Source organism: Ruegeria sp. E8, from assembly GCF_056533985.1.
The window spans coordinates 215,733-230,757 of sequence record NZ_JBQFOY010000004.1 but is presented as its reverse complement, the minus strand read 5'-3'; the positions used below and the strand labels follow the sequence as shown (position 1 = coordinate 230,757).

Sequence of the window (15,025 nt, the reverse complement as noted above, 5' to 3'; positions counted from 1 at the left end):
GGATTCCAAGTCACGATCGGGTCACTGCGATGAAATCTGTCGAAATATCCGTTGTTCTCTTGCAAACAGAGGTTCGGGGGGGCCATTGTTGAAGTGAGCTGAGAAAGAGATGGCGGCATATGGACCTGACCGGAAAACTGTTGATTGCGATGCCCGGCATGGGCGATCCGCGATTCGACCATTCGGTACTGTATATGTGCAGCCATGGCGACGATGGCGCCATGGGTTTGATCGTAAACAAGCCGTCGGATTTGCGAATCAAGACCTTGCTGGGGCAGCTGAACATTGCCTGTCGTATACCGGTGATCGGAGAACGCCTTGTGCATTTCGGCGGCCCGGTTGAGATGTCGCGTGGCTTTGTCCTGCACAGCGCCGATTATGAGGCCAACCTGCATTCCATGCATATTTCCGAGGATTTCAGCATGACCGCGACGCTGGATGTGCTCGAAGACCTCGCCTCGGGCACCGGGCCGCTGAATTCGATGCTGGCGCTGGGTTATTCAGGCTGGGGCCCCGGCCAGCTTGAGGATGAGATTGCCATGAACGGCTGGCTGACCACTGAGGCGACATCGAAGCTGGTTTTTGATGTGCCTGATGACGAGAAGTGGGAAGCAGCATTGGCAACGCTGGGCGTGGATCCTTTGACTTTGTCGGCCAGCGCAGGCCGCGCCTGATCAGCTGTCGCGGGGAGCAGCGGCGCGGCGTAACCGGTCGTTGATTGCGGCCCCCAGTCCGGTGTCAGGAATCGCAGATACGGCTATCGGTCGGCCGCTCTCGTTCAGCTGATGTAGCGCGGCAAAGAGGTTCGCGGCCGCCTCGGTCAGGTTTCCGTCGACAGACAGGTTCAGGTCGCACTCGACCGGCCCGAAGCCCAGCAAGACCTCTTCCCCTTGGCGCGCCGTGGCGTTCAACCGGACCGGTGCATCCGGTGCATAATGCGACTGCAACTGCCCCGGCGCGGTTAGCAGATCACCGGATTGATGGAATTGCAGGCGTAGGTTCAGCAGGTCTTCGATCTGCTCCAACGCAACACCGCCCGGGCGCAGCAATGTGGGCTTTCCGGCAAGACCCACGATAGTGGATTCAAGTCCGACGCCGCAGGGACCGTCATCCAGAACACCTGCTATTTTGCCCCCAAGACCCGACCACACGTGGGCTGCCGTTGTCGGGCTGATCTGACCCGAAGGATTTGCTGACGGGGCCGCGACCGGTCCGTCAAAATCGGACAACAAAGCGCGCGCTGTCGGATGTGCGGGCACGCGTACCGCCAACGTGTCCAGCCCGGCGGTGACCAGTGAGGAAATCCCATGCCCGTCGCGCAAAGGCAGAACCAATGTCAGTGGGCCGGGCCAGAAGGCCTGCGCCAGTTGCTCGGCCTGATCCGACCATTGCACAAATCGCTGCGCGGAGCTGACCGAGGCGACATGGGCGATCAGCGGATTGAAACTGGGCCGCCCCTTGGCCTCGTATATCGATGCAACGGCCTGCCCATCGCGGGCATCGCCGCCCAGCCCATAGACCGTTTCGGTCGGAAAGGCGACCAGAAGGCCTTGACGCAACAGATCGGCGGCCCGGGCAATGCCGTCGGGATCTGCCGTCAGTTCCTGAGTGCCGGATGAGATCATATCTGATGACGCCGCGTTTTGGTTGCCTGAAACATGAGGAAGAGTACGTAATCTGTCCAAGCCCATACGCTTACCGGTGCTTGCACATGATTCCAAGCCCGCCGATGTATTCTGACCCGTTAGACCCCGAGAGAAGCCATGCCATATCGCGCCCCAATCTCAGATTATCAATTTCTGCTGGACCATGTGGTCGGGTTCGACCAGGTCGCCGCCACAGAAACATTCGCAGATGCCAGCCCGGACGTCGTCAGCGCCATCCTGACCGAGGCGGGCAAGATGTGCGAAGAGGTTCTGGCCCCGTTGCAGCGCGCCGGTGATCTGGAACCTGCGCGGCTTGAGAATGGTGTGCTGCGCAGCTCTCCGGGGTTTGGTGATGGCTGGAAGGCGGTTGCCGAAGGCGGCTGGGTTGGGATCAGCGCTGATCCTGAATATGGCGGCATGGGATTGCCGATGACCATCACCACTGCCGTGAACGAAATGATGAGCGCCTCGTGCCTTTCCTTGCAACTGGCGCCACTGATGGCGCAGGGTCAGATCGAGGCGTTGGAGCATCACGCAAGCGACGCATTGAAGGCGTTGTACCTGCCCAAGATGATTTCCGGCGAATGGTCTGCCACCATGAACCTGACCGAGGCTCAGGCAGGATCGGACGTAGGGGCGTTAACCTCAAAGGCTGAACCAAATGGCGACGGCACATACTCGGTGACCGGGCAGAAGATTTTCATTTCCTGGGGTGACAACGACTTTGCCGAAAACATCTGCCATCTGGTTCTGGCCCGCCTGCCGGATGGCGTGCCGGGCACCAAGGGGATTTCGTTGTTCCTGGTGCCGAAATACATCCCTGATGCGGATGGCAATCCGGGAGTGGCCAATGACCTGAAAGTGGTTTCAGTGGAACATAAGATGGGTCTGCACGGCTCACCCACTTGCGTGATGCAGTACGACGGGGCCAAGGGATGGCTTGTCGGCGCGGAACATGGTGGTATGGCGGCCATGTTTACCATGATGAACAACGCACGTCTGGGTGTGGGCGGTCAGGGCGTAGGTGTCGCGGAAGGCGCCTATCAGCACGCCTTGGCCTATGCGCTGGAACGCAAACAGGGCAGGACGCCGTCCGGTGCGATCATCGATCATGCGGATGTGCGCCGCATGATCATGGATATGCGCGCTGATATCTTCGCGGCGCGTGCGATTTTGCTGGCCAATGCGACCGCAATTGACATGGCGAAGGCCACGGGCGACGCCGATTGGGCTGCGCGGGCCGCGTTGTTGACCCCTATCGGAAAGTCTTTTGGGGCACGTACTGGGATTCGTGTGGCTGAAACCGGAGTTCAGGTGCACGGTGGCATGGGATTTGTCGAGGAAACCGGCGCGGCGCAATATTCCCGCGATGTGCGCGTCACCGCGATTTACGAAGGAACCGATGGCATTCAGGCCATGGATCTTGTTGCACGCAAGATGATGGACGGGGGTGAGGCCGCTTCGAACCTTCTGGACGAGATCGAAGACCATGCCGAGCGGGCCCGTGCCACGATGCCCGATCTGGCCGGTCCCGTGTGGGAGGCCAGCGAAACCCTGCGCGAAGCGACCGAGTGGCTGGTGGCGCAAGACGACGTGAACGACCGCTTTGCAGGTGCGACAGCCTATCTGCAGGCTTTTGCCCGGGTGTTGGGTGGGCATTACCACCTGACCGCCGCTCTGGCCGATCCGGATGGACCACGGGCGAAGTTGGCGCGCTATTATATCAATGCTTTGTTGCCCGAACATTCGGGCCTGTTGGCGCGGGTGCAAAGCGGGGCGGATGACCTCTTTGCGCTCAGCCCGGAGGAGTTGGCAGCCTGATGGACGGGGATTGCGTTTTGGGGATCAGATATCCGTGGGCTGAACCGCCCGCGCCGGGTGAAGCCACCCGGATTGCCGAGGGTGTCCTGTGGATGCGCCTGCCTCTGCCGATGGCGCTGGATCATGTCAATATCTATGCTCTGGACGATGGCGACGGATGGACGGTGATCGACACGGGGCTGTCCTCGAACAAAACACGGCGCATCTGGGAAAATCTGATGGATGGCCCCTTGAAAGGGAAACCCATCAAACGGGTGGTCGTGACCCATCACCATCCCGATCACGTCGGCAATGCCGGGTGGTTTCAGTCGGAACACGGGGCCGAGCTGATCACAAGCCGCACCTCATGGCTGTTTGCACGGATGCTGACGCTGGACGTTCAGGAAACATGGCCGGAAGAGACGCTTGATTTCTATCGCAGCGCTGGCATGGCACCCGAGGTTCTGAAGGCGCGGATGAAAGACCGCCCCTTCAACTTTGCCGATACGGTCTATCCCATGCCGCTGGGCTTTACCCGGATCAAGCAGGGCGATGTGATCCGCATGGGTGGGCGCGACTGGGATGTGCATATGGGCAACGGCCACGCCCCGGAACATGCCACCTTCTGGAGCCGAGACGACAACCTGGTGCTGAGCGGGGATCAGATCCTCAGTTCAATCAGCCCAAATCTGGGTGTCTATGCGACTGAACCCATGGCCGATCCGGTTTCGGCGTGGCTTGAGACGTGCGAGCGGTTGCAAGCACTGGCCCGCCCCGATCATCTCGTCCTTGGTGGGCACAAACTGCCCTTTACCGGCCTGCCGCTGCGCATGAAGCAGTTGATCGATAACCACCATGGTGCACTGGATCGCCTGCTGGATCATCTGGATCAGCCCAAAGCGGCTGCGGAGTGTTTTCTGCCACTTTTCAAGCGTACGATCCGCGAAGGGGAATACGGCCTCGCGCTGGTCGAGGCGGTTGCACATGTGAATCATCTTTACCACATTGGAGCAGTAACCCGGACGCAACATGCGGACGGGGCTTGGCTGTATCAGCGCAAAGGGTAGAAGAATGCAGGACCAGATCGAAACCTCGGCCGAGGCCGCCGAAGCCGCCGCTTTGCCACGATGCTATGAGGTACACGCTGATCCAAAGGCTGAATCGGGAAAGAAAAACCTGCCTGAGCCCTTGAACAAGCCGGTGGAAAGCAAAAGCCCGGCGCAATGGGCCTATGAGCGGCTGATCATGTATATCCAGAATTTCGAAAAGACGCTGGACGGCGATCACGAGGTCGCAATGGGCTTTACCGGTGGTGATGCTGGCGTGATGCGGATCGAAGGGATGGGGTATTTCGACCCCGATATGATCACCTTCTACGGCTCGGACGGGGCCGGAGCCCGCACGCAGCTGGTGCAGCATGTCAGCCAGTTGAACGTGATGCTGAGGGCGTTGCCCAAATCGGTCGAAGATAAACCCGCCAACCGCATCGGGTTCCGTCTGGCGGCGGATCTGGAAGACAGCTGACTTGCAATTCACGCTTGCGCGCCTTTGAATGACTGCATCAGTCCGGAGGCCGTCGCGTGACCAGATTTTTCCAAGCAGTAACACATGCCTACGCCGGGGCCTGGGCCCGGCGCCGGGTCTTTGTGCCCATCTATATCGCCGTGCGCCTGCTGCTGGTGGCACTGATCGCGCCGGGGGTTGCGGTGGCGGTCAATCTGGCGGTTTCTCTGTCAGATCAGACGGCACTGACCGATCAGGACATTGCGATGTTCCTGCTGTCACCGGCGGGGTTTATCGCAGGTATCGCGGCGCTGAGCCTGTTTCTGCTGGCCGAGGTCTTTGTGTTCTCGGTCATGGCCGGGTCGCTGCGGATGGGCGAAAGCGATCCGTGGCGCGCGGGCAGCGCGGCGCTGGCGTTGAACCTGTCCCGCTTTCCGGCGTTGTTCGGCTTTGCCGTGCGCTTCATCCTGCGTGTCCTGTTGCTTGCCCTGCCGTTTGTGGCAGTTGCAGGGCTGATCGCGTGGTGGACGCTGACCGAATATGACATCAACTACTACCTGACCTTTCACCCGCCCGCGTTTCAGGTGGCCGTCATTTTGATCGGGCTGGTCGTTCTTGCGTTGGCCTGGGTCTTGATCCGGCGTCTGTCCGGTTGGGCGCTGGCCCTGCATCTTGTTCTGTTCGACGGGGCTTCACCACGCGTGGCCTTCGCCCAAAGCGACCAGAAGATGGAAGGCAAGCGCGGGCGGTTGAAGATCGAACTTGTCTTGTGGTTGGGGATGCGCCTTGCGATTGCCGCTCTGATCGCAGCGGTGGCCGGTCTGTTGTTTGCGATTGTGCCAGTTCAAGGCGGCGATAGCCTCAGGCTTGCCCTGATCCTGAGCCTGATCATTGCAGGGCTGTGGTCCTTGGCGGGTTTGGTTCTGGCGGCAACGGCGCTGGGCGCTCTGGCGGTCTTGCTGGACGGTTTTTTCGACACAGACCTCAAAGAGGTCCCTCACCCCGAGCCGAGAAAGATCCGCGCCCCTGTCTTTGTGACCGTCGCGGCGGCTCTGGCTGCGTTGGGCATTGGCCTTTGGTTCGGTCAAAGCCTGCTGGAACGGGTACAAGCACCGGATCATGCCGAAGTCATCGGCCACCGGGGTGCCGCCGCCATACGGCCTGAAAACACCATGGCCGCTGTTCTGAAAGCGATCGAGGATGGCGCGGATTGGGTCGAAATAGACGTTCAGGAAACAGCTGATGATGTGGTCATCGTCGCCCATGACAGCGATTTCATGAAGCTGGCCGGGGTAAACCTGAAGGTCTGGGATGCGACGATGGAGGATGTGGCAGATATCGATATCGGCAGCTGGTTTGGGCCGGAATATGCCTCGGAGCGTACACCGACTCTGCGCGAGGTGTTGGAAGCGGCCAAGGGCAGGTCCAAGGTCCTGATTGAGCTGAAATACTATGGTCACGATGTTGATCTCGAAAACCGGGTGATCAATCTGGTGGAAGAGTTAGAGATGCAGGACGACATTGCCACCATGTCCCTGAAGTATCCGGCGGTGCAAAAGATGAAAAAACTGCGACCTGACTGGCGGTCCGGCGTGCTGGCCGCCACGGCCGTAGGAGACTTGTCGGGGCTGGAAGGCGAATTCGTCGCGGTCAATGCGGGGATGGTGACACCGGGGTTGATCCGGCAAGTGCAGGATGCGGGCAAGGATATCTACGTCTGGACGGTGAATGATCCTTTGCAGATGTCGCGAATGGCCTCGATGGGAGTGGATGGCCTGATCACCGATCGCCCGGCCATGGCCAATGAGGTTCTGCGCGTGCGTGCTGAAATGGGGCCGGGTGAGAGGCTGTTGCTGTGGTTGGCCACAACGTTTGGATTGCAGGTCGATACCGAGGCGATGCGCGATGAAAGCCCTTAACCTGACGTTGCTTTTGTCGGTGTTGCCGATGTCTGCTATGGCTCAGGACCTGATGCGCGGGTTTGAACTGCCCAGCCACCGCGCACTGATCGAGCAAAGCGACGGTGCCGAACTGACCGCGTTTGAAACCGACGGCTGTTCCGGCGGGTTGTCAGCCAGCTGGCGTTGGGTGGCAAAGCAATTCCCGCAGGTCGGCGAGTTGTATGAAGAGCACCCGCCATGGGAATATTGCTGCGTGACCCATGACCGGGCGTATCATAACGCTGGCGGTGCGATGTCTACCGAGGAAAGCTATGACGCGCGTCTGGCCGCAGATAATGCCCTGCACGCCTGCGTGGAGGCGCACGGAGACAGCCATGCAGACGACTATGCCGTTCGATACGGCATGACACCGGAACAGATTCGCAGCGTGCACGCGATCACTGCGGATGCCATGTACGGGGCGGTGCGATTCGGTGGTGGGCCATGCAGTGGCCTGCCGTGGCGCTGGGGGTTCGGGTATCCTGGCTGTTCGGTTTTCAAGTAAGCACGCCCTGCGCGCGAATGACGTGGTGACAGGCGTTTTGTTTTCTATTATCCAACAGATCAAACACGTGAATTGGGAATCTGAGACTCATGGCTGAACACAAGCACGGCGAAATGGACATCACGGTCCAAACCAAAACTTTCAATGGTTTCATCAAAGCCACCACATGGTGTGTGGTGGCCATTGCCTTCCTGTGCCTGTTCCTGGCAGTTTTCGCCGCCTAAGCGTTTCGGTGGCTATCTTGCTCAGGTTTTTGATCGCCTGCCTTCTGGTCGCTACGGTCGCGGGCTGTGCGGGTTCAAACCGTCCGCAGGCGGATCAGGCCGAAATCGTCTCGAGATCTTATCGCGATCCCGGGCCGTCTACTCTGACGCTCTATACAATGATCAATACGCGCACCGGTTCGGGGGCGCATACATCTTTGATGATTGGTGCAAGTGAACGTGTGATCTTTGATCCTGCGGGTTCGTTTCGGGCCGATGTCGTCCCTTTGAAGGATGATGTCCTTTACGGCATAACACCCGCCGTTGAGCGCGCATATCGCAGCGCACATGCGCGTGAGAGCCATTATGCGCGTATCCAGACACTGGTCGTCACCCCGCAACAGGCAGAGATAGCCTATCAGCTTGCAAAGCAGACTGGTCCTGTTGCCGGTGCGTTCTGCGCGAATTCCACGGCTCGGCTGCTGCAGCAAGTCCCCGGATTTGAACAGATCGACGTCACTTTCAGCCCAGTAAAACTGTCCGACCAGTTCGGGCAGATTCCCGGTGTCGTAACGCAGGAATACCGTGAAAGTGACGATGCCGATCTGCAAAAAGGGTTGGCTGCAAACAATGCGCTTCTCAATCAGATAGACGCAACCTCAACCCAATAGATACAGCAGTCCATAGAGCGTGGCGGCCCCGGAAAAGATGGCCGCCAATACGTTCTTGCTGACCACTCCCACTGCCAATGCAACCGCTGCCGCTGACATGCGGGGCAGGTCCGGCTGCCCCTCGGTGGCCGAAGGCCAGACCACCAAAGGTGCAATCAATGCGGGCAGGATGGCCACGGCTGTGTAACGCAGATGGCGGAGCAGCCAGGCGGGCATCGGACGATCCCCCACAAGCCCAATAAAGGTGAAACGCAGTGCATAGCTGCCCACTGCCAATCCCACGATAATGATCCACATGGTGGTTGGGTCGATCTGGGTCATGACCTTCTGCGCTCCAACATCAATTCCGCCTGTGCGCCTGCTATCATCCCGGCAGCGCCTGCAATCAAAAGGCCCAGATTGTAGGGCACACCTACGGCCAGCAGAGCTACGACAATCGCAACCAAAGCGGCGATCACATGAGCCAGTGTGCGCATCATCGGTCCGATCATGGCCAGAAACGTGATCGGCAACGCAAAATCCAGTGCCCAGCTTTCCGGGATCTGGGTGCCAAGAACAGCCCCAAGACAGGTTGCCAAAATCCAGAGCGGCGTGATCGGCGTAACCGAGCCGACAAAATACGCCATGCGCTGGGGAATTGTCAGGTCAGGCTCTCTCTCGAATCGCACAATGGAACAGGCATAAGACTGATCGACGATCAGATAGGCGGCGCAGGCGCGCTGCCAAAGAGGGGCCGCACCCAGATAGGGCGTGAGCGATGCGGAATACATCGCCACGCGCAGGTTCACAGCCAGTGCCGAGACTAAGACGATGATCGTTGGTGTCTGGTCCTGCAAAAGTTGCAGCGCCGTGAATTGGGCCGCTCCGGCAAATACTGTGGCCGAAAAGGCGATGGTTTGTACGATATTCAGCCCGGCTTCGGTTGCAAAAACACCGAACAACAGGCCAAAGGGGACGGCGACGAAGATAAAGGGCGTTCCGTCCCGAAAACCTTTCCAGAAGTATGACTTGGATGTGGCAGAGGCCATGGCTAAATCCTATGGTAATGCTGCAGAAGTAACTGTCTTGGGAAGGGGTTGCAATTGGCCACGGAATTCGACCTGTCGGACTATCTTATCGCCCCCGATCCGGGTGCAGCCCGCCTGACGCGCGCGGTCGAGGGCGTGGACCAGAATGGCGAGGCCAGCCAGATCTCGGTGGTCGAAGAGCGTCCCCTGACGATCTTCCTCAATTCGCAGGAAATCGTGACGGCGATGACAATTGGCGACTATCCTGAATATCTGGCGCTGGGCTTTCTGCGCAATCAGGGCATGTTGCTGGCCGATGATCAGATTACCCGCGTGGATTATGATGACGATCTGGAGACCGTGGTTGTCCGCACGGCGCGCGAGACGTCGTATGAAGACAAGCTGAAGAAAAAGACCCGTACCAGCGGGTGTGCCGTGGGAACGGTGTTCGGCGATATGATGGAAGGTCTTGAGGATGTGCGCCTGCCACAGGTGCAGGTGCGGACCTCTTGGCTGTACGATCTGGCTTCCAAGATCAACCGCACACCGTCGCTGTATCTTGAGGCCGGGGCAATCCACGGCACGGTCCTGTGCCGTGAAAACCGTCCGTTGGTCTATATGGAGGACGTGGGTCGCCACAACGCCGTCGACAAGATCGCAGGCTGGATGCTGTCCGAAGGTGAGAGTGCTGGGGACAAGATCCTCTATACCACCGGTCGCCTGACATCCGAGATGGTGATCAAAACAGCGATGATGGGCATCCCTGTTCTGGCGTCCCGCTCAGGCTTCACCGCCTGGGGCGTCGAAATCGCGCGCGAGGTTGGTCTGACCCTGATCGGCCGGATGCGCGGACAACGTTTTGTTTGCCTGTCGGGTGAGGATCGCCTGCTGCGCGACGTGGACCCGGCGACCGTCGCGGTCGAGGACAGGAAACATCGTCGGAAGAGTGCCAATGAGTGACATTGTAAAGAAGCCTCTCGGCATTATCCTCGCAGGTGGGTTGGCCACCCGGATGGGGGGTGGCGACAAGGGCCTGCTGCAGATCGGAGGGCAGAGTCTGCTGTCGCATGTCGTTGACCGCTTGTCTCCGCAAGTGAGTGGACTGGCGCTAAATGCCAATGGCGATCCGTCTCGCTTCTGCGATCTGAACATGCCCATTTTACCTGATACAATCGAAGGTTTCGCCGGGCCTCTGGCCGGTGTTCTGGCCGGGCTCGACTGGGCGGCAAAGCAGGGGGCTGACAGCATCGTGACCGCCGCCGCAGACACACCGTTCTTCCCGCGAGATTTGGTGGCGCGCTTGCAAGAGGCTGCGGAAGGACAGGCGCACCCTCTGGTCTTGGCCACTACGCCGCGTACAAGCGATGAAGCGCTGAAATCGGGCGGCGGTAAACGGGTCAACCGGCACCCGACCTTTGGGCTCTGGCCCGTGGCGCTGCGTGATGACTTGCGGGCGGCTCTGACAAACGGGCTGCGTAAGGTCGTGCTGTGGACCGACCAGCATGACGGGCGCGAGGCGTTGTTCGAGGCTGACCCGTTCGACCCGTTCTTCAACGTCAACACGCCGGAAGACCTGGACCGCGCCCGGACATTGTTGGAGCAGATATGAGGGTCTATGGCGTCACCGGCTGGAAGAACGCCGGCAAAACCGGGCTGATGGAACGGCTGGTGGCCGAGATCACAGGGCGGGGCTTTACGGTCTCGACGGTCAAACATGCGCATCACAACGTCGATGTGGATCAACCCGGCACTGACAGTCACCGTCATCGCGTCGCGGGGGCCAGCGAGGTTCTGCTTGCCTCGGGCCAACGCATTGCGCTGATGCAGGAATTGCGCGGCGCGCCGGAGCCTCCATTGGACGAACTGCTGGCGCGGCTTTCGCCGGTTGACCTGGTGCTGATTGAAGGCTTCAAGCGAGAAGATCACCCCAAGATCGAAGCGTTCCGTGCTGAGGCAGGCAACGAACTGATGGCGCCAGAAAACAGCACCATCCACGCCGTGGCCAGCGATACGCCCTTGGATTTGGGCCGCCCGGTTTTCGACCTGAACGACACCGCCGGGATTGCGGATTTCATACTGAAAGAGGTCGGTTTGTGAGCCAGTTCCAGACCTTTGCGATGGTGGATTGGTCTGGTGGAAACGATACCGGTCCGACCCCGCGCAAAGATGCGATCTGGGCGTGCGTTGTGCGCGAAGGGCGTTTGCTGGAACCCGAATACCTGCGCAATAGGGTGGTTGCAGAACAGTGGTTGGAGGCCCTGATCCGAACCGAGCTCGAAGCCGGCCGCCACCTGTTTCTGGGGTTCGATTTTCCCTTTGGCTATCCCGCAGGGTTTGCCCGGGCGATGACCGGCACGGACGATCCGCTGGCTCTGTGGGACTGGTTCGGGCAACATATCGAAGACACCCCCAATGCCAACAATCGGTTCGATCTGGCAGGCCGGATCAATTTGAAGTTCGGGGGTAAAGGCCCGTTCTGGATGAATGGTCTGCGCCGCGATATTGACGGTTTGCCACGTACCAAAGCGAACTATGCCAATCCTTTTCCTGAGCGTCGTGCGGTTGAAGCCTTGGCGAAAGGCAGCTTCACCTGTTGGCAAATGGCCGGTGCAGGTGCAGTTGGTGGGCAGGTGATGATGGGTCTTCCGGTTCTGAACCGGCTACGTCATCGCTTTGCCGGACAAGTCGCGATCTGGCCGTTCCAGCCGCTGGATCAACCCGTCGCCTTTGTGGAAATCTGGCCTTCTCTGACCTTGGGCGCACCACCTGACGGGCGGATCAAGGATGCTTGGCAGGTCGAACAGGTCGTCTTGACTCTGTCGCGTTTGACAGAGCAGGAGTTGGATGCGCAATTGAATGTCTCAGCGGCAGAGGAAGGTTGGATATTGGGTGTACCTCAGGACAAGCCGAACATAGCCCCACCCCCCTTACGCAATGATTGTTTTGCGCTTCCGGCGGGTGTGGAGTGGACCCCGGTGGATGACGCGCTGGCCTATTTGCGGGACAGGTTGCATCCGATTACGCCTGCCGAAACGGTGGTACTTACGCGTGCGACCGGACGGATTCTGGCCGAGGATGTGATCGCCCAACGCTCGAACCCGCCGCAGCCGAACACGGCGGTGGACGGGTACGGATTCGCGGGCCCCGCCCCCAATGGCCCGCAGGTGATGCCGCTGACTGAGGGACGTGCGGCGGCGGGTATTCCTTTTGACGGTGACGTACCAGAAGGTGAGGCTTTGCGTGTGCTGACGGGTGCAGCGCTGCCCGATGGGGTGGACACCGTTATTCTGGAAGAGGATGTTACGGTCAAAGACGGGCATATTGCGTTCCGCGGTCCGCTGAAAAAAGGGGCCAATACGCGGCGCGCGGGTGAGGATGTGGCCACAGGAGACATGGCTCTGCCCGCCGGACGCCGATTGACGCCCGCCGACCTTGCGTTGTTGTCAGCCGTGGGGATCGCGGAAGTGAAGGTGCGCAAGCCGCTGCGCGTGGCCGTCCTCTCGACCGGTGACGAACTGATCGAAGCCGGAGAGCGTGCCGGTCCGGGTCAGATCTTCGATGCCAACCGCCCGATGCTGTTGTCCTTGATCGAACGTATGGGGTTTGTGCCCGTGGATATGGGGCGTGTTTCGGATGACCGTGACGCCCTTCGGGATCGGTTGGATCGGGCGGCTGAACAGGCTGATGTGATTTTGACCAGCGGCGGGGCATCCGCGGGCGACGAAGATCACGTGTCCGCCCTGTTGCGTCAGGCCGGGGCAATGCAACACTGGCGTATTGCGTTGAAGCCCGGGCGGCCGCTGGCGCTGGGTCTTTGGTCCGGCGCGCCGGTGTTTGGGTTGCCGGGAAACCCGGTTGCCGCCATGGTCTGCACCCTGATCTTCGCGCGCCCGGCTTTGGGCCTGATGTCCGGCGAGGGCTGGGCCGAGCCACAGGGTTTCGACGTGCCTTCCGCCTTTGAAAAGCGAAAAAAACCCGGCCGCCGCGAATATCTGCGTGCAAGAATACGGGATGGGCGGGCCGAGGTATTCCACTCGGAAGGCTCGGGCCGGATCAGTGGGCTCAGCTGGGCCGAGGGGCTGGTCGAAATCGAGGATGGCGCGCGGCATATCAAGCCCGGTGATATGGTTCGTTTCTTGCCTTACGGGAGTTTCGGGGTGTGACCGTCAGAATTTCGCGCGGGTTTGCTGACGAAGAACGCGCGGAGGTGGCGGCTTTGTTCTGGCAGGCATTTGCAGCCAAGCTAAACAAGGTCATGGGCCCGGATGAAAAAGGTCTGGCCTTCTTTGAAGTTGTATTGAACCCGGATTTTGCGCTGGTCGCGCGGGATGAAACAGGTCGGATGCTGGGTCTGGCGGGGTTCAAGACCCGCGACGGTGCCTTAGCCGGTGGCAGCATGTCGGACCTGGCAGGGATCTACGGCTGGTTTGGAGCCATATGGCGCGCGCTCGTTCTGAGCGTGATGGAGCGCGAATTGAAACCGGGAGTGTTTCAGATGGATGGTATCTTTGTTGCCGCCGAGGCACGCGGCAAAGGGGTGGGCACTGCTTTGCTGAATGCGATCAAGTGTGAAGCCCGCGACCAGAACATGTCGGAGGTTCAGCTTGATGTCATCAACACAAACCCCCGCGCCCGAGCCTTGTATGAACGCGAAGGGTTCCGACCTGTGGGTGAAGAAAAAACCGGGCCACTGAAGTACCTGTTCGGTTTCAGCAGCGCGACAAAGATGTCCTGGGCTGTGACCGAGGACTAATCAAACGTCCCGGCCACGCGCCCCAACAACATGAACGCGCGCGCCGTGCGGGTTTCCCCCAGTGCGCTCAGGTCTGCATCGCTTGCCGTGGGTTCGAACTCGGCCATCATCTTGTCGAAACGGCGCAGAAAGTGGTGAGCGGCGTCACGGAAAATCGGATCCTGCTTCATACGTGCAGCAGTTAGCGCGAGCGAAGACCTGTCGCGCACGCCACCCAGCGCCGCAACGGCGCGCCCGCGTGTGCCTTGTGCGAACTGGCGCCAGATTTCAGGCCGGGCCATGTCGGGGCGCAAGTCATCCATGTAGATGCCTTCCTGGCTGAGCAGCGTCAGAACATCTTGCGAGGCCTGCACAAGCTGTGCCGTTTTGCGGTCCTTCAATGCCACGCGCAGCGCATTGAACCCTTCGGTGTCGTCCTGCGTTTCCGGGAAATTCAGGGCGCGAATGAAAATCTCAGTGCTCAGTGGTGGCGCGATTTCTTCTGCGGGTGTGCCAAGCTCAAGCGAGGTCTGGCCGCCCGGTGTGGAGACCCGTTCCGGGGCAGAGGACGGAGCAGTTCGCTTTGTCGAGAACGTCGCCAAAGCATCCTCGGTCTTCCGGGTGGCAGCTGCAATCTCATCCAGCTTTTTCGTCACCGCAGGTTCATAGGTGCTGGAGGCACGCTGCTGCTGTGCCACATAGGCCTGTCGGATCGCGTCAATCGCAGTTTGCAGACGCGCGCTTTCTTCGCGCATCACGCGGCTGGCGCGCATCGCTGTGGCCGCAACCCAGATCATCGCAACGGGCATGAAAACGGCTAGAAACGTGACGACAAAGCCACCGCTTTGCGCCTGATCTGGCAGCACCAGAAAGACAACCGATACCACCAGCCAGATCAGGCTGAGCACCAGTGCGGCAATCTCAATTTCGGTCACAGACGGTGTCTTTGGGCGATCGTAGATTCCCAGCGACGTCGGTCTTTCGGTTTCCGGGTCAGGTTTGGGCCCCGACATTATAT

17 protein-coding genes are annotated in these 15,025 nt (G+C 59.9%); 13 read left to right on the top strand and 4 right to left on the bottom strand.

The genetic code is table 11. The features are described 5' to 3' along the window. Positions 1 to 119 precede the first annotated feature (119 nt). Positions 120 to 674 (top strand): YqgE/AlgH family protein, encoded by a 555-nt coding sequence (locus tag ACR0LF_RS07980; protein ID WP_480579420.1) that lies wholly within the window; start codon positions 120 to 122, stop codon positions 672 to 674. Here the strand turns inward: ACR0LF_RS07980 and ACR0LF_RS07975 are convergent, their stop codons facing one another. Further along, positions 675 to 1,625 carry an L-threonylcarbamoyladenylate synthase gene (locus ACR0LF_RS07975; RefSeq protein WP_480579418.1) on the bottom strand — a complete coding sequence of 317 codons (951 nt, stop codon included), beginning with the start codon at positions 1,623 to 1,625 and terminating at the stop codon, positions 675 to 677. It lies immediately after the preceding gene. A gap of 138 nt (positions 1,626 to 1,763) precedes the next feature. On the opposite strand from ACR0LF_RS07975, the gene ACR0LF_RS07970 reads away from it, so the two are divergent. From ACR0LF_RS07970 to ACR0LF_RS07940, 7 genes are all read left to right on the top strand, one after another. Continuing rightward, the gene (locus tag ACR0LF_RS07970; RefSeq protein WP_480579416.1) at positions 1,764 to 3,467 is read left to right on the top strand and encodes an acyl-CoA dehydrogenase; all 1,704 of its coding nucleotides are present in this window, start codon (positions 1,764 to 1,766) and stop codon (positions 3,465 to 3,467) included. Beyond that, positions 3,467 to 4,513 (top strand): MBL fold metallo-hydrolase, encoded by a 1,047-nt coding sequence (locus ACR0LF_RS07965; protein ID WP_480579414.1) that lies wholly within the window; start codon positions 3,467 to 3,469, stop codon positions 4,511 to 4,513. The genes ACR0LF_RS07970 and ACR0LF_RS07965 overlap by 1 nt, the downstream gene beginning before the upstream one ends. Before the next feature lie 4 nt (positions 4,514 to 4,517). Next, the gene (locus ACR0LF_RS07960; RefSeq protein ID WP_480579412.1) at positions 4,518 to 4,970 is read left to right on the top strand and encodes a DUF6173 family protein; all 453 of its coding nucleotides are present in this window, start codon (positions 4,518 to 4,520) and stop codon (positions 4,968 to 4,970) included. Between the two features lie 56 nt (positions 4,971 to 5,026). After that, positions 5,027 to 6,868: a glycerophosphodiester phosphodiesterase family protein gene (locus ACR0LF_RS07955; protein ID WP_480579410.1), complete on the top strand. Its 1,842-nt coding sequence runs from the start codon at positions 5,027 to 5,029 to the stop codon at positions 6,866 to 6,868. Next, positions 6,855 to 7,394 (top strand): hypothetical protein, encoded by a 540-nt coding sequence (locus tag ACR0LF_RS07950; RefSeq protein ID WP_480579408.1) that lies wholly within the window; start codon positions 6,855 to 6,857, stop codon positions 7,392 to 7,394. Before ACR0LF_RS07955 ends, ACR0LF_RS07950 begins: the two co-directional genes overlap by 14 nt. An 89-nt stretch (positions 7,395 to 7,483) precedes the next feature. Continuing rightward, entirely contained in the window at positions 7,484 to 7,618 is a 135-nt protein-coding gene (locus ACR0LF_RS07945) for an aa3-type cytochrome c oxidase subunit IV (protein ID WP_171122663.1), read from the top strand. Positions 7,619 to 7,635: 17 nt separating this feature from the next. Then, complete coding sequence (locus ACR0LF_RS07940; protein ID WP_480579406.1) at positions 7,636 to 8,268, top strand: hypothetical protein; 633 nt, start codon at positions 7,636 to 7,638, stop codon at positions 8,266 to 8,268. On the opposite strand, the gene ACR0LF_RS07935 is transcribed toward ACR0LF_RS07940, so the two are convergent. Together ACR0LF_RS07935 and ACR0LF_RS07930 are read right to left on the bottom strand one after the other, a co-directional pair. Then, the gene (locus ACR0LF_RS07935) at positions 8,257 to 8,589 is read right to left on the bottom strand and encodes an AzlD domain-containing protein (RefSeq protein WP_480579404.1); all 333 of its coding nucleotides are present in this window, start codon (positions 8,587 to 8,589) and stop codon (positions 8,257 to 8,259) included. The genes ACR0LF_RS07940 and ACR0LF_RS07935 overlap by 12 nt on opposite strands. Then, on the bottom strand, positions 8,586 to 9,296 hold the full coding sequence (locus ACR0LF_RS07930) for an AzlC family ABC transporter permease (protein ID WP_480579402.1): 711 nt from the start codon (positions 9,294 to 9,296) through the stop codon (positions 8,586 to 8,588). Before ACR0LF_RS07930 ends, ACR0LF_RS07935 begins: the two co-directional genes overlap by 4 nt. A 48-nt stretch (positions 9,297 to 9,344) precedes the next feature. Between ACR0LF_RS07930 and ACR0LF_RS07925 the strand changes: the two genes are divergently transcribed. Genes ACR0LF_RS07925 through ACR0LF_RS07905 form a run of 5 tightly spaced genes read left to right on the top strand, consistent with a single transcriptional unit; the run spans position 9,345 to position 14,028 of the window. Further along, positions 9,345 to 10,235, top strand: a complete 891-nt coding sequence (locus ACR0LF_RS07925; RefSeq protein WP_480579400.1) for a formate dehydrogenase accessory sulfurtransferase FdhD — start codon at positions 9,345 to 9,347, stop codon at positions 10,233 to 10,235. Beyond that, the gene (mobA, locus tag ACR0LF_RS07920) at positions 10,228 to 10,884 is read left to right on the top strand and encodes a molybdenum cofactor guanylyltransferase MobA (RefSeq protein WP_480579398.1); all 657 of its coding nucleotides are present in this window, start codon (positions 10,228 to 10,230) and stop codon (positions 10,882 to 10,884) included. The genes ACR0LF_RS07925 and mobA overlap by 8 nt, the downstream gene beginning before the upstream one ends. Next, complete coding sequence (mobB, locus tag ACR0LF_RS07915; RefSeq protein WP_480579396.1) at positions 10,881 to 11,372, top strand: molybdopterin-guanine dinucleotide biosynthesis protein B; 492 nt, start codon at positions 10,881 to 10,883, stop codon at positions 11,370 to 11,372. The genes mobA and mobB overlap by 4 nt, the downstream gene beginning before the upstream one ends. Continuing rightward, the gene (locus ACR0LF_RS07910; RefSeq protein ID WP_480579394.1) at positions 11,369 to 13,438 is read left to right on the top strand and encodes a molybdopterin-binding protein; all 2,070 of its coding nucleotides are present in this window, start codon (positions 11,369 to 11,371) and stop codon (positions 13,436 to 13,438) included. Before mobB ends, ACR0LF_RS07910 begins: the two co-directional genes overlap by 4 nt. Then, on the top strand, positions 13,435 to 14,028 hold the full coding sequence (locus ACR0LF_RS07905; RefSeq protein WP_480579392.1) for a GNAT family N-acetyltransferase: 594 nt from the start codon (positions 13,435 to 13,437) through the stop codon (positions 14,026 to 14,028). The genes ACR0LF_RS07910 and ACR0LF_RS07905 overlap by 4 nt, the downstream gene beginning before the upstream one ends. Here the strand turns inward: ACR0LF_RS07905 and ACR0LF_RS07900 are convergent. Then, positions 14,025 to 15,020: a hypothetical protein gene (locus ACR0LF_RS07900; RefSeq protein WP_480579390.1), complete on the bottom strand. Its 996-nt coding sequence runs from the start codon at positions 15,018 to 15,020 to the stop codon at positions 14,025 to 14,027. The genes ACR0LF_RS07905 and ACR0LF_RS07900 overlap by 4 nt on opposite strands. Between the last annotated feature and the right edge of the window lie 5 nt (positions 15,021 to 15,025).